Annotated in this window: 23 protein-coding genes; 7 read left to right on the top strand and 16 right to left on the bottom strand. The window is 43.1% G+C overall.

Features of this window, described 5'->3' with window-relative positions; all coding sequences use genetic code 11:
- Positions 1–35 precede the first annotated feature (35 nt).
- Complete coding sequence (hcp, locus tag FGU46_RS04270) at positions 36–1526, bottom strand: hydroxylamine reductase (protein WP_286477022.1); 1491 nt, start codon at positions 1524–1526, stop codon at positions 36–38.
- A gap of 209 nt (positions 1527–1735) precedes the next feature.
- Here hcp and FGU46_RS04265 point away from each other — a divergent pair, with 209 nt between their 5' ends.
- Positions 1736–2857, top strand: coding sequence for an AAA family ATPase (locus tag FGU46_RS04265; protein ID WP_286477021.1), 1122 nt, complete (start codon positions 1736–1738; stop codon positions 2855–2857).
- Positions 2858–2947: 90 nt separating this feature from the next.
- On the opposite strand, the gene hemA is transcribed toward FGU46_RS04265, so the two are convergent.
- The 15 genes from hemA to FGU46_RS04190 form a co-directional block, all read right to left on the bottom strand.
- The gene (hemA, locus tag FGU46_RS04260) at positions 2948–4144 is read right to left on the bottom strand and encodes a glutamyl-tRNA reductase (protein ID WP_286477016.1); all 1197 of its coding nucleotides are present in this window, start codon (positions 4142–4144) and stop codon (positions 2948–2950) included.
- Positions 4141–4797 carry a precorrin-2 dehydrogenase/sirohydrochlorin ferrochelatase family protein gene (locus tag FGU46_RS04255; protein WP_286477013.1) on the bottom strand — a complete coding sequence of 219 codons (657 nt, stop codon included), beginning with the start codon at positions 4795–4797 and terminating at the stop codon, positions 4141–4143. Before FGU46_RS04255 ends, hemA begins: the two co-directional genes overlap by 4 nt.
- Positions 4798–4801: 4 nt before the next feature.
- Positions 4802–5275, bottom strand: a complete 474-nt coding sequence (locus tag FGU46_RS04250) for a methanogenesis marker 9 domain-containing protein (RefSeq protein ID WP_286477008.1) — start codon at positions 5273–5275, stop codon at positions 4802–4804.
- A 1-nt stretch (position 5276) separates the two neighbouring features.
- Entirely contained in the window at positions 5277–6872 is a 1596-nt protein-coding gene (gene atwA / locus FGU46_RS04245) for a methyl coenzyme M reductase system, component A2 (RefSeq protein WP_286477002.1), read from the bottom strand.
- A gap of 97 nt (positions 6873–6969) precedes the next feature.
- Entirely contained in the window at positions 6970–7680 is a 711-nt protein-coding gene (locus FGU46_RS04240) for an MJ0144 family RNA dihydrouridine synthase-like protein (protein ID WP_286476996.1), read from the bottom strand.
- Positions 7681–7744: 64 nt separating this feature from the next.
- Entirely contained in the window at positions 7745–8500 is a 756-nt protein-coding gene (locus tag FGU46_RS04235) for a GTP cyclohydrolase III (protein ID WP_286476989.1), read from the bottom strand.
- 6 nt (positions 8501–8506) lie between these two features.
- Complete coding sequence (gene cofD / locus FGU46_RS04230; RefSeq protein WP_286476983.1) at positions 8507–9403, bottom strand: 2-phospho-L-lactate transferase; 897 nt, start codon at positions 9401–9403, stop codon at positions 8507–8509.
- Positions 9404–9468: 65 nt separating this feature from the next.
- The gene (locus FGU46_RS04225) at positions 9469–9621 is read right to left on the bottom strand and encodes a hypothetical protein (RefSeq protein ID WP_286476978.1); all 153 of its coding nucleotides are present in this window, start codon (positions 9619–9621) and stop codon (positions 9469–9471) included.
- A gap of 46 nt (positions 9622–9667) precedes the next feature.
- Positions 9668–10432, bottom strand: coding sequence for a coenzyme F420-0:L-glutamate ligase (locus FGU46_RS04220; RefSeq protein ID WP_286476973.1), 765 nt, complete (start codon positions 10430–10432; stop codon positions 9668–9670).
- Between the two features lie 4 nt (positions 10433–10436).
- Positions 10437–11039, bottom strand: coding sequence for an IMP cyclohydrolase (locus FGU46_RS04215; RefSeq protein WP_286476964.1), 603 nt, complete (start codon positions 11037–11039; stop codon positions 10437–10439).
- Positions 11040–11141: 102 nt separating this feature from the next.
- Complete coding sequence (locus FGU46_RS04210; RefSeq protein ID WP_286476958.1) at positions 11142–11528, bottom strand: ExbD/TolR family protein; 387 nt, start codon at positions 11526–11528, stop codon at positions 11142–11144.
- 9 nt (positions 11529–11537) lie between these two features.
- The gene (locus FGU46_RS04205) at positions 11538–12335 is read right to left on the bottom strand and encodes a MotA/TolQ/ExbB proton channel family protein (RefSeq protein WP_286478540.1); all 798 of its coding nucleotides are present in this window, start codon (positions 12333–12335) and stop codon (positions 11538–11540) included.
- A gap of 41 nt (positions 12336–12376) precedes the next feature.
- The gene (rnhB, locus tag FGU46_RS04200) at positions 12377–12994 is read right to left on the bottom strand and encodes a ribonuclease HII (protein WP_286476947.1); all 618 of its coding nucleotides are present in this window, start codon (positions 12992–12994) and stop codon (positions 12377–12379) included.
- Between the two features lie 11 nt (positions 12995–13005).
- Complete coding sequence (locus FGU46_RS04195; RefSeq protein WP_286476943.1) at positions 13006–14082, bottom strand: rod shape-determining protein; 1077 nt, start codon at positions 14080–14082, stop codon at positions 13006–13008.
- 4 nt (positions 14083–14086) lie between these two features.
- Positions 14087–14716, bottom strand: a complete 630-nt coding sequence (locus FGU46_RS04190; protein ID WP_286476940.1) for a hypothetical protein — start codon at positions 14714–14716, stop codon at positions 14087–14089.
- A 304-nt stretch (positions 14717–15020) separates the two neighbouring features.
- On the opposite strand from FGU46_RS04190, the gene FGU46_RS04185 reads away from it, so the two are divergent.
- The 6 genes from FGU46_RS04185 to FGU46_RS04160 all read left to right on the top strand — a co-directional run bounded on the left by FGU46_RS04185 (position 15021) and on the right by FGU46_RS04160 (position 19962).
- Positions 15021–15680, top strand: a complete 660-nt coding sequence (locus FGU46_RS04185; protein ID WP_286476932.1) for a phosphatidylserine decarboxylase — start codon at positions 15021–15023, stop codon at positions 15678–15680.
- 104 nt (positions 15681–15784) lie between these two features.
- Positions 15785–16507, top strand: a complete 723-nt coding sequence (locus FGU46_RS04180; protein ID WP_286476926.1) for an archaetidylserine synthase — start codon at positions 15785–15787, stop codon at positions 16505–16507.
- Entirely contained in the window at positions 16497–17834 is a 1338-nt protein-coding gene (locus FGU46_RS04175; RefSeq protein WP_286476920.1) for a DUF515 domain-containing protein, read from the top strand. The genes FGU46_RS04180 and FGU46_RS04175 overlap by 11 nt, the downstream gene beginning before the upstream one ends.
- Positions 17835–17886: 52 nt before the next feature.
- A complete protein-coding gene (locus tag FGU46_RS04170) occupies positions 17887–18804 on the top strand; it encodes a hypothetical protein (protein ID WP_286476914.1) in 918 nt (305 codons plus the stop codon).
- A gap of 58 nt (positions 18805–18862) precedes the next feature.
- Positions 18863–19588 carry a class E sortase gene (locus FGU46_RS04165; protein ID WP_286476908.1) on the top strand — a complete coding sequence of 242 codons (726 nt, stop codon included), beginning with the start codon at positions 18863–18865 and terminating at the stop codon, positions 19586–19588.
- Positions 19589–19590: 2 nt separating this feature from the next.
- The gene (locus tag FGU46_RS04160) at positions 19591–19962 is read left to right on the top strand and encodes a dihydroneopterin aldolase family protein (RefSeq protein ID WP_286476902.1); all 372 of its coding nucleotides are present in this window, start codon (positions 19591–19593) and stop codon (positions 19960–19962) included.
- Positions 19963–20040: the final 78 nt, after the last annotated feature.

The following is a 20040-nucleotide window of genomic DNA, read 5'->3' as shown; positions in this document are numbered from 1 at the left end:
TTGATCCTTCAAGAAGATAAAATGGGGTTGTTTTGTTACCCCATTATCTTTTTAATATCTTCTTCCGGATCTCCGATTGGTGTCAGGCCGTAGTTTTCCACCAGGACATTTACGATGTCTTCATTGGCCCAGCCAGGTATAATGGGTCCTATGTACATGTTCTGGAGGTTCAGGGCCAGCAAACTCCACAGGATGGCAGCAGCTTTTTGTTCCATCCAGCTCAGGACCAGGGTCAGGGGTAGTTCGTTGAGTTCTACTCCGAATAGTTCGGTGAGGGCTACTGCTATGTCAACGGCCACTATGGCGTCGTTACACTGGCCCAGGTCAATGAGACGGGGCACTCCTTCAATATCTCCCAGATCCATGTCGTTGAATCGGTACTTTCCACAGGCCAGGGTGAGCACCACGGTGTCTTGTGGTAATTTTTCCACGAACTCGGTGTAGTACTTGGCTTGGGGTAGGGGGGAGTCACAACCGCCCACCAGGAAGAATCTTCTTATTTTTCCAGCTTCTACCAGTTCTTTAATTTTAGGGGCTAAGGATAGTACGGTGGAAGCGCCGAATCCGGTGGTTAAGACGGTTTCTTGAGGTTCCTCTTCCAGGTCCCCCAGTTCCAGTGCTTTCTCAATTACCGGGGTGAAGTCGTTATCTTCGATGTGTTGCACTCCCGGTAGTTGGGCCACTCCACTGGTGAACATTCTTTCTTTATACTCATCCTTTGGTAAAAGTACGCAGTTCGAAGTTCCCAGAATGGCCACTGGATATTTGGCGAAGGTTTTTTTCTGGTCAAACCAGGGTCCGCCCAGTTGCCCTACTAGATGTTTGTATTTCTTCAGCCCAGGATATCCATGGGCTGGTAACATTTCAGAGTGGGTATAAACGTTTATTCCTTTCCCTTCGGTCTGTTTTAACAGGTCTTCCAGATTTTTGAGGCTGTGTCCTGTGACCACGATTCCGGGCCCTTTAACGGCACCTACTGGCACTTCAGTTGGCACTGGTTCGCCGTAGGTTTCGATGTGGGCTTTTTTTAGAAGTTGCATGGTTTTAATGTTCATATGGCCCGCTTCTAGGGCCAGTTCCACGAAATTACCTGCATCGAAGTTGACATTGGTCAGGGTGGAGAAGAAACTCTTTTCCAAAAAGGCGTCTACTTCGTCGTCACTGTAACCCAGCTCCCGGGCATGGTAGAGGTAAGCTGATATCCCCTTAATGGCAAATAACAGGTTATCCTGTAAGCGGGCCACGGTGGGTTCCTTTCCACAAACTCCTTTAACTGTACATCCAGTGCCCCTTGCCGTCTGAGAACACTGATAACAGAACATGTCCAGGGCTTCCTTGGTACTGGTTTTAGCCTCAGTTTTCTCTTCAGCCAGCGGTGCGAACTGGTCTTTTCCCACACCACAGAGGGGACATAACCATTCGTCTGGTAAATCCTCGAAGCTGGTGCCGGGTTCTACACCATTTTCTGGGTCTCCTTTCTCAGGGTCATATATATAATCACATATAACGCATCGGTATTTCTGCATACTTATCACCATCTTGTTCGGTTTATCCCGAATGTTCTGTTATATCCGAACAATATATATTTAAATCTTGTGGTTCTAGCGAATATCCATAAAAAATATTTGGGAAAAAATATTTATCTCTCCCCTACCAAGAAATAAAAGTGAATTCTAAATTTATTTTCATGGATTAACTAAGCGTAAGCTGAAAAACAAATCGGCAGGTATTCTATTTGAAACTTAACAACATAACTCCAGATCCCATATTAACAGATAAAAAAAAATCAACCAATCTTGAAGAAGCAAAAAAAGAATGTAAATTAGTGGTTTTGCAATCCATTGGCTATCCATTTCTGTGTAACCTAGTGGAGAATCCTAAAATCGAAATCTTCGACAAGGAACTTTTTGAATTATATGCACAGGATCAATGGGATGGTTTTACTGTAAACGAGGGTTCTTTCTTATTTGATCAGAAACTTTTACCCGATTTTGCATTCAAAATAATTAAAGCCCATCCTCAGGATTCCCGGATCACCAAAAACACTTCAATATTGCTGATGGAAGTCCCGGAAGTCCGTGAAATAAAACGAGTCGAAAGTAACATCCTGATGGAGGATGTTATAGGCCAGCAACGGGCCAAAACCAAGTGCAAGATCATCATGAAGTATCTTCAGGACCCGGAAATATTCGGGGAATGGGCGCCTAGAAACATTCTATTCCATGGTTCTCCTGGAACAGGGAAGACTATGCTGGCCAAATCACTTTCAAATGAACTTAAAATTCCATTATTCCTGGTTAAAGCCACCAGCCTAATTGGCGAACACGTTGGTGATGGGGCCCGACAGATTCATGACTTATTCGAAATGGCTTCCAGCAGCGCCCCATCAGTTATCTTCATAGACGAGATCGACGCCATAGGTCTGGATAGACGCTACCAATCTCTTCGTGGAGATGTTTCCGAGGTGGTTAACGCTCTTCTAACAGAGATGGATGGAATTAACTCCAATCAGGGCGTGGTAACCATCGGTGCCACTAACAACCCGCCCCTGCTGGATCAGGCCCTACGTAGTCGATTTGAAGAAGAGATAGAATTCACCCTACCCGAGGAATCCGAAAGATTATCCATCCTGGAACTTTACTCTTCCTCCCTGCCCCTGGAAGTGGATGTAGATCTTAAAAAATTGGCCATACTAACTCGGGGCATGTCTGGACGGGATATAAAGGATAGAATCCTTAAAGTAGCTCTTCATAAGGCTTTGTCATGTGATGATGACGTTTTAACATGGGCACACATTGAATACGCCCTTAAACATCATGAGAAAGATAAAAAAGAGCCCAAAGAGATGTACGCATAATTAAATCCCTAATTTTTTTTTATTAATTTTTTTTAAAAGATATAATTGAACGGGAATTTTGATAGTAGGCTGTAATATTAAATAACAGCCTCAACGTTTCTCATTACTAAAAAGACACTCAGCAGCTTCTAAAGTAATTTTATCGTCATTTTCTGCGGCTATTTTTATATTCTTGATGATGTCAGAGAATATACGATCCACTATAACCCTGCTCAGGTCTTCTACCACCTTTTCCTGACCGTTAATATCTCCCAACATCTTCAAAGCCTTTTGTGTTTCTCTGATCCTCATATTTTCCGCGTCATTGCGGATATTGGATATTAATGGTTCTACTTCTAGGTGTTTAAGGGATCTTCTTAAAAGTTTCATTTCATCATCAATAATAATTTTAGCTGCTTTAGCCTCTTCTTCTCGCATCTGACGATTTTTACGGGCTATTCCCCTCAGATCATCAATATTGTAAAGTCGAACCCCCAATTCTGCCACCCTTTCATCGATATCTCGGGGGTTGGCGATGTCTACCATCACCATCTTCTTCAGAGTTTCGGTTGGAACAGATTCCCTCACCTTCTCATAGTTTATGATGGGATGGGGTGCTCCGGTGGCACTGATCACCACATCAGCGTCATAAAGAGCTTCTGATAAACGGTCGAAATGGATAGCTGAACCTCCCAGTTCCTTTGCCAGGCATAATGCCCGATCATGGGTGCGATTAGCCACCACTATGGCTTTAAGCCTTTTAGCCACCAGGGCCTTGGCCACTAGGGTTCCCATTTGCCCTGCGCCTATTACCAGCACTTTTTTACATTTAAGATCACCATGCACGTGTTCGGCCAGCCTGACCGCCGCTGATCCGATGGAAACCGCCCCCTCGTTGATGCGAGTTTTCTTACGGACTATTTGGCCCACGTGGATGGCCTTGGTAAAGACATTATTCAGTATGGGGCCACAACAGCCATCTTTAATGGCCTGTTTTTGTGCGTCTTTCAGCTGACCCAGAATCTGGTCTTCACCGATAATCATAGATTCTAGTCCAGATGCCAATCTCAAAACATGTATCAAGGCTTGATCATCTTTTTCAACTACTAATCCGTCCCAGCGGTAGTCTAAATCACATTTATCTATAACCAGGTACATTTCCTGGCGATTACAGGTTTTTATCTGGAGATACTCTTTTATGGTATGGTTTTGATTGATGTCCTGAAAAATTTTATCAATCAACTGACTCAACTCTTCTATTTGGCTGATCTCAGCTGTCTTGTGGTCGATTCTGATATTAAGAATCACTGTATCTCCTCGTTGGACATGTTAGTATGGGCCGTTGCTTCTACTTTTAGTATGCTGGCCACCTTTTTTTGTGCCGCTAACAAATCTCCCTCTTCCAATAGCCTTTTTATCTTTTCATCATTTAATATTTGATATAATATCTCGCGACGTTCTTTCTGATTATCGAGCTGGCCTTTTAGAATTTCCCGGGTGAAGTGCTGTAACTCCAACTGCAGTACATCTCCCGGTTTTATTACTTTTTGTATCTTTTTTCTTAACTGGCGTGCCATGAGGGGGCTCTTACCCTGAGTAAAAATACATATTTGGACATCTCCAATAAAAAAAGAAGATGGAACAATGATGTTTCCATTTTCTGGTTCATCTGCCCGGTTTAAAAGTTTCCCTGAGGCCAGTTCCCCGATTTTCTGGTTGAGTTTTTCATCGCCACTGGCCACCACCACCAAGTCGGCCCATTTCACCAGTTTTTCCAAATGGTTCAGGGGTTTCTCCAGGGCACCTATGGATTTCAGATCCTCCGAAACCGTTCCCCCGGTTACGATGACCTGTGCTTCCGCTTCCAGGAATCTTCGGGCTCTCCTTTCTCCTACTTCCCCAGCACCAACCACCAGTACGTGCCGGTGCTTCACGTTCAGGAATAAAGGAGTCCATCCCATTCTATTACTCCAAATTCTTCATTCGGAGTAGTTTAATGGCCATTTTAAGGTCGTTTCCGCACTCCTGCAAAGTCTGATGAGCTTCCTCTTCAGGAACATTAAAGGCTTCCGAAAGTCCTTTAACCTTTTGTTCTAAACTAGATTCAGTTTTCCCCACTAACTCTTCGGACAACTCTTTTTTTAACTCTAAATATTCCTCAGTGGACATATCGATCCTGCGCATGACCATATCTCGAAGTGGGCAGGGTTTGGATGGTTTACAACACCACACCAGGGATCCAAAGCAGGTTCCTTCACCGTGCCCGAGTCGAGTTTTTTTTCCGAAATCTTCTTTAATCTCCACGTATTCTTGTGGAGTTATCTTTGCATCTTCAAGGGCGTATAAGATGGGACAGGGTTTAACTGGGGGGCAACAAAAGGTTAATGCTCTTTTATCTCCCCCTCTACATACATGCGACGGCGAATCGTCCCAGACCATCCTAATCCTCCTTCAGCATCTTCTCTTTCTCGGTGGGGTTTAGATCTTCCACAATGTCCTGGGGCCGCCCTTGTTTGAGGATCTTACCCCCCCTCATCAGAGCGGCTCGATCACAGACGTGCAGCACGAAGTCCATATCGTGGGATATAATCAGAAAAGTTTGGTTAAGTTCTTCTCGAGCTTTGTGTATCGAATCTGTCACCTGTACTCTCGTTATAGGATCCATAGTACCGGTTGGTTCGTCTAAAATAACCACATTTGGCTCTTTAATGAGTACCTGTGCGATAGCCACTCGGTGACGTTCTCCTCCACTTAATTCATCAGGATATTTATGTAAAATAGTTTCAGCGTAGTTTTCATCAAAGCCGACTGCATTTAGCACATAGGCAGCTTTCATTCTGGCGAATTCTGCGGGTAAATCCAGGCTGATTGCCTCGGTAAGGTTACCTAAGACGTTTCTATGTGGATAGAGGCTGTATTCCTGGTGCAGTATCCCCAAGTAAGGCTTTACCCTTCCACGACCAAAGGGACCTTTTTCGGTCATGTCTATCCACTGATCCCCCAGGCGGATCTCGATCAAACCACTACTGGGGTCGGTTAATCCGTACAGTATGCGTGATAAGGTGGTCTTGCCACCTCCACTTAAACCTACCACACCAAATATCTCACCTTCATCAACGGTGAGGCTCACCCCATCCACTGCTTTTATTACTCCTCTTTCTATGGAGTAATAATGTTTTTTAACTCCTTCCATTCGGACTATAGGTCCGCCTGCCTTGAATTCTTCGGTTTTTTCGGGCAAAGGCACCTGATCCATGAATTTTTGCACCACAGTTTTGGGGTCACCTTCTTCTACAATCTCACCCTTTTCTAACCATATAACCTGGTTGGAAAGCTTTTTCATTACTTCCGGCCAGTGAGAGGTAATGATCATGGTGGTTCCCTGTTCTACCACTCCTTCGATCAGTGCGTCGTGAATGGCCTCTGCAGTTTTAGGATCCAGGGTACCGGTTGGTTCGTCCGCTAAAAAAATCATGGGTTCTTTGGCTATCTGCCGAGCCAGAACTACCCTTTGTTTCTCTCCTCCACTGAGGTCTCGGGCAATGTGGGTAATACGGTGTGTCATCTGGGCCATATCTAAAATTTCAATGGCCATATAGGTACTTTCTTCCTCTTCATGATTGTCTATTGATTTCAGGACGTTATCAATTACAGTATCGTCTTCGTACAGGGCGAATGTCCTCTGCAACATTATTGAAATCCTTCTTTTAATGGCAGCGAACATTAAACGGTCACAATTCCAGAAATCAACTGTTTGTACTTGGTAATCACAGCCGCATCCACATTCTTTTCCATCATAAGAAGGTGCTTCCACCCGGAAACAGCTGGGACAAACCGCTACTGTGTATTTTATACTGCCTTCATCCGGGCGATAATCCTTCATTCCCCTTAACATGTTAATAAGAACGGATTTACCCGCACCACTCCTTCCCAGGATGCCTAGCACTTCTCCTTCCTCTATTTTCACATTTAAGTTTTTTAGGACCTTCACGCCATCAAAAGACTTGGTGACATTTTCTAGTTCTATAAAAGACATGCAACCACCTTAATGATTTATAATGAATATATATTCTAATCAGTTTGTGATTATATAAATAATATTTACTCATTGTTTCTATTAAAAACTTTGACGATTATATCCGAGAAAGATCAAAGTTCAAACTCCCTCCAATAGCTGCCCTGGCTATGGATATGCCATCAGCTCCAGCATTTAACATTTTACGGGCAGATACAACGTCTTTAATGGAGTTGTTACCTAAGAGAAAAATTGAAGTGTTTTCTTTAATAGAACGTATAATATTCAAATCAGCCGAATCAGAGCCGGGAAGCATAGCATCAACATGAAGGAAATTGGCACCTGATCGTTCCACAGCCTTTGCCACTTCCACCTCATTAACTCCTGGAACATTGGCCCTGATCTTAACTGATACCAAAGATTTAGCCTTTTCCACGATTTCTACAACATATTCTTCCAACGTCAAGACATCCCGCAGCATGGCCTGACCACATCCCAGGCTGGTTATCTCTTTCTGACGACAATGGGCGTTAACTTCCACCACGTCCACTCCCCTGATCTTTGAAACCTCAATAATTGGATCGGGTGTGATGGAACGTAGATTAACAGAAACCGACCCTTCAAACCTCTCTCTGACCAGTTTAACCTGGTCTTCCAGGTATGCCAATAGTAACTCTTCATCCACTACAAACTCGGGTCTGCCCCGGGCGAGAATTTCACGCCCGGCCTGGATGGTGTGATCATCAGCATTGTAGCCCCCCAGGGTCACCATATCAAATCCTTCCTGGGAAATATCCCTACAGAAGGCGCCATCGGTAATGCCCGCCATGGGCGCTAGTACTTCAATTTATGCACCTCGAATATGGAAAGAAAAAAAGGATTAAAATTGGTGACTATTCCTTCATCACATGGACCAGCTTGTAGGTAAAACCGCCCCTTATCTCTTCTAAAGCCAGATCTGCCAGATTAGCTGCTTTTTCGGCACTTGGAGCTTTTCCAACTCCGGCTTTGAGGGCGATGTTAATTTCTTCCTCAATTTCTTCGATGATCTTCAATATTCCCTCGGGATCAAGACCATTGCAAGGTGACATGAAGTTGTCACCACCAATGAAAAATAGAAGAGAACCCTTTTCGATTAACTTCTTCATTAAAAAGTGTTGAACCCGGTTAACAATAAAAGATGTGTCATATGCAGGGATAATATCAGTTAGAGAATCAGTAATGCCGTTGATATCTATATGGGCAATTTGAACGAAACTTTCATCAGGATTAACCATACCCTCTATGGCCAGTATCTCCTTACGCTCCTCATTCTGGGCTCCGCCATACTTTTGTAAGGCTGCACTAGCCTTTCTCTGGGCCTCATAGGGTGTTTCAGCTGCACCAACGCCCATGCTCACGGTAATGGGGTATCGGTTTCCGATGGATTTCTGTATCCGGAGGTGGTCCTCGGCTCCCACGCCATTGGTTACTGCCAGCATGTTGTCGAAGCGGGTGAAGAAAACCAAACCGCCTTTAGCAGCGAATTGGCGTTGAAGGTCTGCATAAAGTTCTGATTGCAGAATTTGAAGATCTGCTTCGGCCCGGGGACAGGGAGTGACAGTCCAGGGACCATAGTTATCAATTTGAATCAAAGTCATTTGTATCATAAAAATTCACCCAAAAATAATCCTCGCTAAATTTACCTTGTCTTGTAGGTTATTCATGTTGGTCTGAGTTACCACTACCTCAGTTATTAGTTTTTCTATTTCATCTTTATAATGGGCATCGATATCATCTATTATAAATTTATCTAGGAAGTCCTGGTAAATATGGGCAACTCCTAGGCAGGACACCTCATACCCCCGGGCCTTCATGAACTTTGCTGCCGGGCCACTGACTGGCCGGCCACCAATAATGGGAGATACAGCTACAACATAAGCATTTTTAAGAGCTTTGGTAACACTATTAATGGATATTATGGGCCCAATAGATGTGATGGGATTTGATGGTCCTATTAGAACCATCTCTGCATTTTTTATGGCTTCTATAACTCCGGGAGCCGGTTTAACAGTTTTGTAATGTAGGTCCAAAACTTGGGGGGTACCTTGTTTCCCCACCAGGAACTGGTGGAAATCCATATCTCCCTCGGTGGTTTTGATGGTGATATGGGAATCCTGGTCACTCATGGGCAAAATTTTCGAATTAATTCCTAATTTTTTTCTTTGGATATCAACAGCCTTAGAAAGGGGATATTTATTTATTAAAAGCGTTTTCTGGATTTTAATGGCACGGTCCTCATCACCGATACGCAGAATTTCTGGGCACCCGATTCCCTTTAAAGTATCATGGGTTATAAAAGTATCACCTTCAATTCCATACCACGTTTCCTGGTTAATCATCCCTGCCAGGGTGTACATTACGGTATCCATATCGGCTGCAACGTAAACTCCCGAGAAATAATCATTTTCCAGGGTATTCACAATTACGGTGATATCCTCTGGATCAATAATCTCTACCAGTCCCTGCAGTAGTTTGGGGGTTCCGGTACCACCTGAAAAAACAGTTATCATGGTTTCTGGTCGTGCTAAAAGGGGTAAGAACTAATTTTCTTAAACAAATTTTTCCATTTTAAATCTTACAGGCTATGAACATTCAGCTCCCTTAAAAGCCGGTTCCTTTCTTCTTTTAACTTGGCGAGAAGCTCAGGGTCACAGGAATCATCTTTCTCCAGAAAGGCAATGGTAGTGGTTATGGCTTGTAGATTCGTTTCCATCTGGTTAACAGGCATTCTTACACTCCTTTTTAATTTATACTCAAATTTTTACCTTAATTTACTACTTTCGAAAAACATCAAATTTTTTGGGTCGTATGAGAGACTTGGCCCCTGATGAATCGCTTTGCAGATAATCAAAGTAGCCAACGCCTCTTATTAGAACTACTGGAAGCCCTTCGTGGGCTTGACCCATAACTATTGATGCTGCCGATGCCAGTTCATCGGCAACTGCTATGTTGGTGGTTTGAAGTTCACGGCCGTAAAGATCCGTTTCACCACGCCGATCCCACAGTGGTTCCATTCCAGAAATTCCTATGGCCACGCCGATGGCGCCTTCTCTAAATGCTCTGCCTTGAGTGTCCGAAATCACCACTGCCACCTTTTTACCAGTGAAAGATTCAATTTTATCTCTGATTCGGGATGCACTAACATCCGGTTCGGAAGGTATAGGTTTAGCTAGTCCTAACTCGATATTAGATTCGTCTATCCCGGCATTAGCACACACAAATCCATGTTTGGTTTCGGAGATAATGAAATCAGGACCTACTTTTATGATCTCCTTTGATTCATTGATTATGGCTTCCACCAGTTTAGGATCCTTCCCAGTAGCGAGTGCTATTTCAAACGCCTCTTCCCTGGGATTAACTGAATTTAAATCGATGGTATTTCCTTCTATTTTGGCCACAGCAGTTTCTGCTATCACCAGCACGTCTCCATGCTCAATGGGCAAATCCATATTTTCAGATGACTCCAGTATGATTTCGCCCAGGTCATCCCCTTCCTTCAGGAGGGGAATTCCAGGAAGGCCTATTAACTTGATTTCCATATAATCAGATGGAACTTATTTCCCACTTTTCACTTCCAAAGGCTGCGGCTGAAGTCACGGGGTTGGTGAATTCAGAAAACTTACCCTTATCCATGATGAATGCCGCCGCTTCAGAGGAGTTAGCTGCTTCAAAGCCCACTTTCTGGGGGTAAGTGTGCTCATAGGTAGCTATGTAACTTGCTTCTCCCTCTGGAACCTTATCCACAATTACTTTATCGGCAGTAACTATGCCTATAAATGATACACCCTTCATGGTGGATGCTCCGGCTATTCTTGGTGTTTGGAAATCATCCTTCTCGTAGTCCATGGTTAATAGTGACAGGGCCAGGGCGTCCCTGATGGTCATACCACTGGCGATCTTTTCGGCAATAACATCGGTGTGGGAACCATTGGAAACCACCGCTACGTCATCCACGATTCTGATACAGTTGTAGGCGATGTAGGGGCTTTTATAAATGTCCTGTTCGAATCCTTCTTTAGGAACCACAGCCACGCTTTCCGGGAAGGATTTGGTCATCCGGTTAGGAAAAGAACGGCTTGAAACTCTATAGGCCACGAAACTTCCTTCTTCATTACTTCCAACAGCTAATATTCTTCCTAGATACAATTTATCACCTTCTACCTTGCTTTAGATAGGTATAGTTGTCTTAGACACGATATATATAGATGCATATAAGTTGGTCAGCGTGTAGGTTCCGGGGGATCTATCTTATTGTTGGGTGCTTACCGCTTCTTCCGGAGACATCCCTGGCGGCGTAACTATGGTAATAAGGCCCTCTTTAGGCTTAATAGTTATTTCCCCCTGGTCTATAACATTGGTATGCACTGCGATGGCACTGTTACGAATGTAACTGGACATGTTGACTCCGTTCACGGTAACGGTGTGCAGACCGGACATGGGTATCAAATAGTACTCCGATCCACTGGTATCGGAAACTTCGGGCTTACCCCCAGCAGAATCTGAAACTGCTTGGAAACTACTGGTTACCATTAAAAATATCAGAATTGTAAAAATAACATCTATTAGGGGAACTAAACTAATCCGGGCTTGCTTGGAGCGCAGCTTGTTCTTATAAGCACGAGTATCAATGGTCATGAAAGGACCTCACTGTTTTAACTTACTCTCCACAATGTGGGCATCTTCCTTGCACCTTTCTTTGATGATGTTTCCAATACTTTTTTCCAGCATGTGTGGATTTATAGAAACCCAAATATTAGCTTGGGGATTATTATAAACAGCTTTAACGTCTAAAACACCATCTGCATCGTTCAAAGCATCTATTGAACAATCAACTTCGTCATGAACTGCAATAAGCATTTCTGCCGTGCTCCAGTTGGTCATCTTCTTGGCAATTTCTATTTTGTCAATTTCGCCTTCAATTCCACTGTTGATGTAAGAATAGAGGGGTAAAATTATAATAGCCACAGCTAAACCGGCGATGGTGGTAATCAGCGCGATATATATACCTTCCGCCATGGCGGTGGGATTAGCATCCACTCCCAAAGCCTTAAACGTATACCACATTCCAATTACCGTACCAATCAGGCCCAGAAGAGGAGCTATCTCGGTAATGGTGCGTATGGTGTCCAAACCCTTGGTCATGCGACTCATTTCCACAATGAAAACACGTTCCATGGCATCTTCAACCTCACTCTTGTTTCGGTAGCCAATTTTCAATGCTTCGGCTACGATACGTGAGATAGGATTCTGAAATCGTCCAATTTCTCGCAGAGCTTCCAGGGATCCGCCCTTTTCCATTGACTCGTTAACCACACTCATTATTTGAGGGAGTTCTACCCGGGAAATCTTACGTAGGTAATAGATCTTCTCCAAAGAATAAAAAACACCATAAATGCCTATGATGGTAATTATGTAGGTTATTATCCCCCCGCTTTTGAACATCTCCAGGATGGTGTTGAAGCCACCACTAAAAAACTCGTATATCAATTTGTTCCCCTCAGTTTTTCCACCGTGGCCCAGGAACGTCGAACAAAGTCCGGCAGATCCTGGTAAGATGTTTCGTTGAGAAATTTTATGGTGCGGGGGTCGCTGGGATAACCAGACCCAATATCATGGTATTCATTACGGATCCTGTGAATTTCCAGGTCCCTTTCTACCTTGGCTACAATGGAAGATGCGGCAACGATAGGATATCTTTCGTCTGCTTTATGTTCGGCAATTACCTTTATGCCCGGATTAACTTCTTCCAGTTCCCTGGTTAATCGTTCTGGGATAACATCCATGGAATCAACCAGGCAGGTGTGGGGCTTCGCAGCACTGATTATCTGGTTCATACCGATCTTTTCGATTTGATTCAGATTCACATCCCGGGAACGTAGTAAATCAATGTCCTGAGCAGTTATTTTAACCAAGTGACATTCTGCAATTTTTTTTATCTTCCGGGATAAGACCACCCTTTTTTTGGGAGCAACCTTTTTGGAGTCTTTAAGGCCTAATCTATCCAGAAATCGCACCCTATCCTTCTCTATGGCAACTCCACACAGTACCAGGGGCCCTATAACTGACCCCCGCCCTGCTTCATCTATTCCAAGTAGTTTCATTTGGTTTATGACTATTTCATTGCTTTCAATCTTACTTCCGGTTCAAGGGCCCGGGGTTCGGCTGCCACGATGGCTGCTCCCTTGGCCACCACAGTCATGGGGTCATCTGAAATTTCCACCGGAACACCCACTTCCTCGTAAATCCTTTCTTTCAGTCCGTACAGTTGGGAAGTACCGCCTACTACAATGGTTTTGTTGTAGACACCGGAAATTAGTTCGGGAGACATTCTCTCCAACACACGGGACAATGCACCAATTAATTGTATGATAATGGGTTCAGCAGCGTCGGCTACCAGTTTAGAGTCTATTTCAACCTTTTCCGGTTTGTTGGTTTCCATGGACTTTCCAATGACGGTGGTGGTCAATGGTTCCATTTCTGAATTACAGTGCACCATTCCCACTTCAATCTTGGCCTTTTCTGCCTCGTGTATTCCAATTTCCACTTTGAAAAGCTCTTTTACTCTTTCCACAATGTTGGTATCCACATCGTCCCCACCACTGCGGATAGTTTCGATGTCGGTGATTCCTCCCAGTGAAATAACCACGATATCACTGGAACCTGCCCCCAGATCAATAACCATGGTACCCGAGGCTTCGGCTATGGGCAGACCAGCGCCGATGGCTGCGGATAGTCCTTCGCTTATTACCAGAACATAATTGGCCCCTGCTTTGGTTCCAATATCTTCCACCGCCTTTTTTTCCACTTCCGATGCATCACCGGGAATACCAATAACAATCCTATCAATACTTTCCGGGCTCTCTCCTGATCCCTGGTTCATGGCGTAGACCAGGAGTGATTCCGCCTGGGCAATACTTTCTATTACACCTTTTCGCAGTGGACGAACGGCTATAATATCTTCTGGAGTCCTGCCTAACATTGCTTTGGCTTCATCTCCCACTGCCAGTACGAAAGTTGGTTCATCCTTTTTAACCGCTACTACAGATGGAATTTTGTATAAATCGAATTTATCTCCGGAAGGCTTCGCTACTACGGTGTTAAGAGTCCCTAAATCGATACCCAGAGTATTAGATAGGGGTTGCTTCTTAGCATCTTCATCTTCATCCTTATTTTTTAAAAAATCGAACATGTATTTAATCCTCCTTCAAAATTTTATTAAAGTCTATTATGAATAAACGATTTTTCTTGGCTATTTTCTTAATTTTGGGAATTTGATCCGGGGGGGCTGATATTAGAAGGGTGGACAAAGCCACGTCTGCCATCTTAAATAATGGATCAATGGTATTTCTTATCAGGGTGGGCAATTTGTCGGTTATGTACACGTCTGTTTCAATGAATCCTGTGGTTTGGTCTTCGATCAGAAAAGAGAGGTTCATATGTTCTTTTTCACAGTCTCCCACGAATTTTTTTATCTTATTTTCTGGCCCAACTGTTAAAAAGAGATTGGGTTCGTTCTTAACGTAATATGGGGCTATTTTTAAATAAGCACCACCGTTTTCTTTACAAATCAAACTCAGATCTCTTATTTTATTTATATCCCCGTAGAGCATAATGAAATCAAACTTTTTGGTAACAAAGGATTCTTTAGTGGTTATATGTTCTCTACAGAGTACCTCCACACGATCTTTGTCCATTATAGCTGCGTAAGCTACATTGTTGACCATTTCCTCATTTCCGGCAATTACACACCATATTTCATCCGAATCCTGCACGGTAGAAACTTTGGCCGCTCTTCTGAGGATTTTAATTTTATTCTCAATCATTGATGTTTCACTTCTTAGGCTTCAGTTAGCCTCTTATATTCTTAACTTTAATTTTCTTAACTATATGAGTATTCAAACAAAACTTTCAAGATTATTTAATTTCCATAATATAAGTAGTGGTAGTTAAGTAAGTCATTAGTTTTGCTAGTGCGCATCTATTTTTTCGGTTATACTATAATATTATACTTTTCTTTGAATTCTTGCATTAGGATGTGAACTAAAATCCATAAATAATATAATGCACACTTTGATAAGAAAAGAGGACAAAAAAGTTATATAAACAAAAAGCTGGTGACTTAAGAAAATGTTTGCAAAAGGAACTTTAAAAAAGGTAGGTATTTTATTAACTCTGGCTGTTCTGCCTTTATTTTTTGGATACTCTATCCTGACTTTTCTTATCCTAACTGCAGTTGCATTTATTTTACAATTTTTCCGTGATCCCTCTCGAAAAACACCGGTCGATCATGGCTTGTTGGTTGCTCCAGCCGATGGAAGAATTTTCAATGGAAAAATTGATACCATTAAAACCGTTCACTATGATGATCCCATGATGAAATACATATTAAAAAAGGATCAAAGCGGTATACTGGTAAGTACTTTCATGTCTGCCTTCGATGTACATGTTAACCGTGTTCCCATCTCTGGCAGGGTAGTGAAAACCAAATATTATCCTGGTAAATTTAAGATAGCATCTGGAAGTCTTTGCACAGAAAATGAAAAGAATTTAATAGTAATAGATTCAGAATATGGAAAATTAGGAGTAGTTCAAATAGCAGGCTTCGTAGCTAGACGTATTGTGCAGTATGTTGATGTTGGGGATTGGGTTGAATCTGGAGATCGATTGGGAATGATAAAATTCGGATCGAGGGTAGATTTGATACTCCCTGCAGACAATTCAGAAATCCTGGTTCATGAAGGTGAAAAACCAAAAGCAGGAGAAACCATTGTTGCTAGAATGTTTTAAGTTGCTAGAATATTTAAAAATTTTTTTTGGAGCGTGAGGAGTCTTGTATAAAGACATAAATATGAATAATAATTTGTATTATAATAATATCGGGGTTTTTTTCAATGCATATTAGGGACTATTTGGCTGCACCAGATTTACTATCGCTCTTAAATGCATCAGCCGGATTTTTATCAATTTTAATGCTTTTAAATGGTAATTATATATTTTCAGCTCAATTGATGCTCTTAGCTGTAATATTCGATTCCCTTGATGGATGGGTGGCCAGGAAGACAAAACGCGATGATCAATTTGGATTTGGAAAAAATATGGATTCACTTTCTGATGTAATTTCATTTGGTGTAGCTCCGGGAATGTTTTTATGTGTTGCCTCTTCAAGCATGTTTTTACCATACATTAATATAGTAGTAGGGCTGTTAATTCTTATATGTGGGATATTACGACTTTCCAGGTTCAACGTACTCACTAATGACAACGATATAATTGCAAGGGATAAATTCGTGGGACTTCCCATTCCAACTACTGCCATGGTGTTGGGATCCTTTTATCTCTCAGGAATTTTCAGTGCAAACCTGGCACTCCTCATCATGGTGGTGATAGCGGTACTTATGATAAGCACCATTGAGTATCCAAAATTTAAAGGTATCAAGTTCGTGGTGATAGGCGGTTTGTTGATCATTGCTTCATGTTTGCCTCAGGGAATTATGTCCTTAATTGCCTATCTTCCCGCAAAGCTTTTATTAGTCTTCACATCAATATATGTAATAATAGTGCCTCTAATGGAATTATACGGCAAACTTCTAAGAAGTGGTCCACATGTTAGATAAAATCTTGGGAAAAAAGGATAAGGATAAGAAAGATGTCCCCGATCTTCGCAAGGAAGATACTAAATCTGACCCGAACATCGGCGGACGTATTAAGGGTGTGGTATCTAAGGCCACAGATAAGTCTAAGGAGAAGGTTTCTCCTAATGATAACGGTCTTAAAAAGCCAGAAAGCAATGATTCAAAGAAAGAAGCGGTTTCTAAGAAAATGCCCAGGCCCATACCTAAACCACGCCGAAAACCGGATGAAAAACCTAAATTAAAGCCACCAAAGCAGCCAAAGAAGAAAACCGGCGGTTTGAGTAGCGGATTCGGGAGAAAAGGGTCTGATGATGATCAAAGAACTCTGGTTGGTGCGGCGGTATTTAGTATTATTTTGATAGTTTTGGTAGGTGCAGGTTATTACTTTTTGGTGTATCAACCATATCAGGAAACCCTGGGTTCAGCTAAGCAGACTAAACTAAATGAAGTCAACGCTTACTTTAAAGGACCTCTGGCTTTAGACCCTCAAAAACAGACTTTAACCGCAGAAATAGAAAGTGCTGAGACACCAGAGCAAGCTTTAGCTGTCGATGTTATGACACCCGCTACCGCTGCCTGGAGAGAATATCAGACGCAGGAGATAAATGCCCAGAAGGATCCCTATGAACGGGTAATGATAACCTACTCTGCTGCTGGTCAGAAAAACCTGATAATGAAAGTTGCCGACGCACAAACCATTGTCAACGAAGCTGATGCCAGTGTCCTGGCCAATATGGTTATTGAAACCCCCGATACAGTGGCAGTACCCATCATCATCACCCGACTGCAAGCTGCCGGTGGTCTGGTAAATGTAGGTGACAGCGTGGATGTATATCTGCGTACAACCACTACCAACGAAACCAACCAGACAGCTGCCCAAACCACCAACACCACTTCACCTAGCATCAGTGGAGCAACGGTTCTTGCCATTCTCCGAGCAGTGGACAGTGGAACGGTGGATGCTAATTTAAAGAATGCGCAGGAAGTTGCCATAAATCAGGTGACCATGGGCAATTCTCGCACCACATCTACCTCTACCGATGTTGAACAACTTCTAAGAGCCGCTGCTTCCGGTACCTGGGATGATTCTACGGTATCATCTACCCTGAGTTCTTATGGTTGGAAGTTATCTGACTTCGAGCGATCATCTAACCTGGGAGAATTAGATGTTAAATATCTGGTCTTACTGGAAGTTCCACGCGAAAATGCTCTGTTCCTGATGCAAAATCAGGACAGTGTTGCCCTGACGGTGTCTACTCAGAAAGCTCCACAATGGATGATTAAAGAGTTAACATCTATATATGGATAATTGGTGAATAAAGGAAAAAACCAGGTTATTAACCAAAATAAGGAGTTTAAACATGATAAAAAAAGCGACTTTGGTGGTAGCTTTCCTTTTCACTTTTTCCATTTTCCTGGGGGCATCATGGGCGGCTACTGACCAGCAAGCCTGGGTTCAGGAAACTGACTCCAGTCTAAAATTCACTTATCTGGAGGCCATTATCCACGTAAAGATCAAAAACAACAATGATCATGTGGAATATTTCAAAATCAGTCAGCAGTACTACCAGACCAACCCGGCCATTAACTGGACTTTAAAGTGGACCAGTCCAGCTGCCGTGAAGATGGCGAAATACATAAATACTGATGGAGACTACGGCTGGCCTATTCAACCCGGACAAACCAAGGAAGTATCCTTTAAAGTAGTAGCCCAGAGTCCGAGTGGGGGCTCTTTGGCTATAGAACCAGCCTATATAGCTAGGAATAGCTCCATTCCCAATCAGTTCTGGCCACTTATCAACGAGCCGGGTTTAACTGCTACATGGTTCTTCCCCAATGAAATTGAGTATTTGAATCCCAACCTGGAGCTGCAGTTATGGCGTGGTAAATTCTGCTTCTGGATCAAAAATATGGATACCACTGGTCCCCGGGTACAGGGCATCGTCCGGGCACCCATAGTGCCTATTGATTCTAAACTAGTATACAGCAATCCTAAAGTGACTTATTTAGATGATGAACTTCCCTGGGCTGACACCGCTGCCTGGGATGTTACCTTATATCCTGGACAGCAAAAGCATTATTCATACACCTACCAGTGGCCTGAAGGTGCCTCAGGCTCATCTACAGGTAAATATAAATCGCCATCGGTCTCTACTGATAGTAAAGCTCAGAATACCACCACCGTACCCACTGCTGGAACTGGCGTCCCCTATGCCCTCTTTGCAGTAGGAGCCATTATTGTGGGCTCCGGAGTAGCATACGCCAAGTTATTCCGATAAGTTCTTCCTAACCTAGGGAGGACTTATATCCCTGGCAGTGATATATCCAGTGAACAACATGAAAGTCTCTACTCTTCTGGTAATCGCCGGGATGATTATCATCTCCCTTTACTTTTTAGTGGAAGTAAATTACTATTCTGGGGTAGATGATAGTGTAAAGAACAGTTCTGACACTCCCTTCCTACTAATACCCGCCATTGGGATAGAACAGAGCATTAACAACAAGTCCGTTGATTATGGGGTGTACCATGAACCCCAGTCCGCCCAGCCAGGCAGCGGAACTGTGGTCTTATTTGGCCACAGAACCCTTCACGGCTCCCCTTTTTTGAAACTGGACCAGCTAAAAACGGGGGATAATGTAACATTGGCCTGGTATGGGGTGGGCAATGTGGAGTATCGGGTGATAAATTCCAACATTGTATCGGAGGATTACCGTCTTTCCGTTGAACAGGGTGATGTTCTGTTTTTAATTACTTGTTATCCCCTGGGTTCCACCAAGCAAAGGCTGGTGATCAAGGCCCAGCAGGAACATATATATCCCTACCAGGCGCCGGGAGATACGCCTGAGAACTCCCAGAAATATTATGCCGTGGCCTTAATCGTGGGATTCTTCGCTGCCGGGATGATCTTAAGTTTCTTCTACCCGATTCAGGAGGAACGTTACATCCTGACCCTGGTCACCGTGGCCTTGACTATGTTTCTAGTGATGGGTTACCTGTTCCCCATTCCAGCGGTGGGTGTAGAATATCAAATTTCTAACCTCAGTAACTATTTGGGTGTGTAAATATGTGTAGTGGAAAGGATGAAAAATATTTCAAAAACATTTCCCAACGGGAGCGGGCCATATTTGAAGGGGCCATAACTATGGGGGCCCTTTTCCACCAGTTCATAGGAGCTCCGGTCAGTGAAGAAAGTGCCAAAGTCCTGGAACGGGCCATAAAAGAATCCATGGAACTTCAACCCTGCATCGATTCAGTGGAAGTGAAAATTGATTTTGGAGATTCTGGGCTTGAAAATGAATACGCCTATGTTTCACTTACGGGGGAGATGTTGGACGTAAAGGTGGTGTCCACTTACCAGGGTGTAGGGGCTGTTATCCGGATGCGTTACGTGGAAGAACTTAACTATCCTTTAATGTACGTTGAAAGAGCTGGTTAGTCCTTAATTTATTTTTAATTTAATTCAAGATGGTTTAACAGCCTGCTTAATCTCGCGGAGACAAGTTATTTAAAATAC

It is taken from the genome of Methanobacterium sp. CWC-01, from assembly GCF_030323845.1.
Taxonomy (GTDB): Archaea; Methanobacteriota; Methanobacteria; order Methanobacteriales; family Methanobacteriaceae; genus Methanobacterium; species Methanobacterium aridiramus.
This window is presented reverse-complemented; position numbering and strand designations above follow the sequence as displayed.

Excerpts from the sequence above, each read along its gene's own strand:
- FGU46_RS04190 (WP_286476940.1), bottom strand. The coding sequence starts at position 14,716 with ATGATTGAGAATAAAATTAAAATCCTCAGAAGAGCGGCCAAAGTTTCT.
- FGU46_RS04165 (WP_286476908.1), top strand. The coding sequence starts at position 18,863 with ATGAAAGTCTCTACTCTTCTGGTAATCGCCGGGATGATTATCATCTCC.
- FGU46_RS04195 (WP_286476943.1), bottom strand. The coding sequence starts at position 14,082 with ATGTTCGATTTTTTAAAAAATAAGGATGAAGATGAAGATGCTAAGAAG.
- FGU46_RS04255 (WP_286477013.1), bottom strand. The coding sequence starts at position 4,797 with ATGGGATGGACTCCTTTATTCCTGAACGTGAAGCACCGGCACGTACTG.
- FGU46_RS04220 (WP_286476973.1), bottom strand. The coding sequence starts at position 10,432 with ATGGAAATCAAGTTAATAGGCCTTCCTGGAATTCCCCTCCTGAAGGAA.
- FGU46_RS04240 (WP_286476996.1), bottom strand. The coding sequence starts at position 7,680 with ATGGCGGGCATTACCGATGGCGCCTTCTGTAGGGATATTTCCCAGGAA.
- FGU46_RS04225 (WP_286476978.1), bottom strand. The coding sequence starts at position 9,621 with ATGCCTGTTAACCAGATGGAAACGAATCTACAAGCCATAACCACTACC.
- FGU46_RS04160 (WP_286476902.1), top strand. The coding sequence starts at position 19,591 with ATGTGTAGTGGAAAGGATGAAAAATATTTCAAAAACATTTCCCAACGG.
- FGU46_RS04250 (WP_286477008.1), bottom strand. The coding sequence starts at position 5,275 with ATGGTCTGGGACGATTCGCCGTCGCATGTATGTAGAGGGGGAGATAAA.
- FGU46_RS04170 (WP_286476914.1), top strand. The coding sequence starts at position 17,887 with ATGATAAAAAAAGCGACTTTGGTGGTAGCTTTCCTTTTCACTTTTTCC.
- rnhB (WP_286476947.1), bottom strand. The coding sequence starts at position 12,994 with ATGAAACTACTTGGAATAGATGAAGCAGGGCGGGGGTCAGTTATAGGG.
- FGU46_RS04235 (WP_286476989.1), bottom strand. The coding sequence starts at position 8,500 with ATGATACAAATGACTTTGATTCAAATTGATAACTATGGTCCCTGGACT.
- FGU46_RS04205 (WP_286478540.1), bottom strand. The coding sequence starts at position 12,335 with ATGTTCAAAAGCGGGGGGATAATAACCTACATAATTACCATCATAGGC.
- hcp (WP_286477022.1), bottom strand. The coding sequence starts at position 1,526 with ATGCAGAAATACCGATGCGTTATATGTGATTATATATATGACCCTGAG.
- FGU46_RS04210 (WP_286476958.1), bottom strand. The coding sequence starts at position 11,528 with ATGACCATTGATACTCGTGCTTATAAGAACAAGCTGCGCTCCAAGCAA.
- cofD (WP_286476983.1), bottom strand. The coding sequence starts at position 9,403 with ATGATAACTGTTTTTTCAGGTGGTACCGGAACCCCCAAACTACTGCAG.
- FGU46_RS04185 (WP_286476932.1), top strand. The coding sequence starts at position 15,021 with ATGTTTGCAAAAGGAACTTTAAAAAAGGTAGGTATTTTATTAACTCTG.
- atwA (WP_286477002.1), bottom strand. The coding sequence starts at position 6,872 with ATGTCTTTTATAGAACTAGAAAATGTCACCAAGTCTTTTGATGGCGTG.
- FGU46_RS04180 (WP_286476926.1), top strand. The coding sequence starts at position 15,785 with ATGCATATTAGGGACTATTTGGCTGCACCAGATTTACTATCGCTCTTA.
- FGU46_RS04175 (WP_286476920.1), top strand. The coding sequence starts at position 16,497 with ATGTTAGATAAAATCTTGGGAAAAAAGGATAAGGATAAGAAAGATGTC.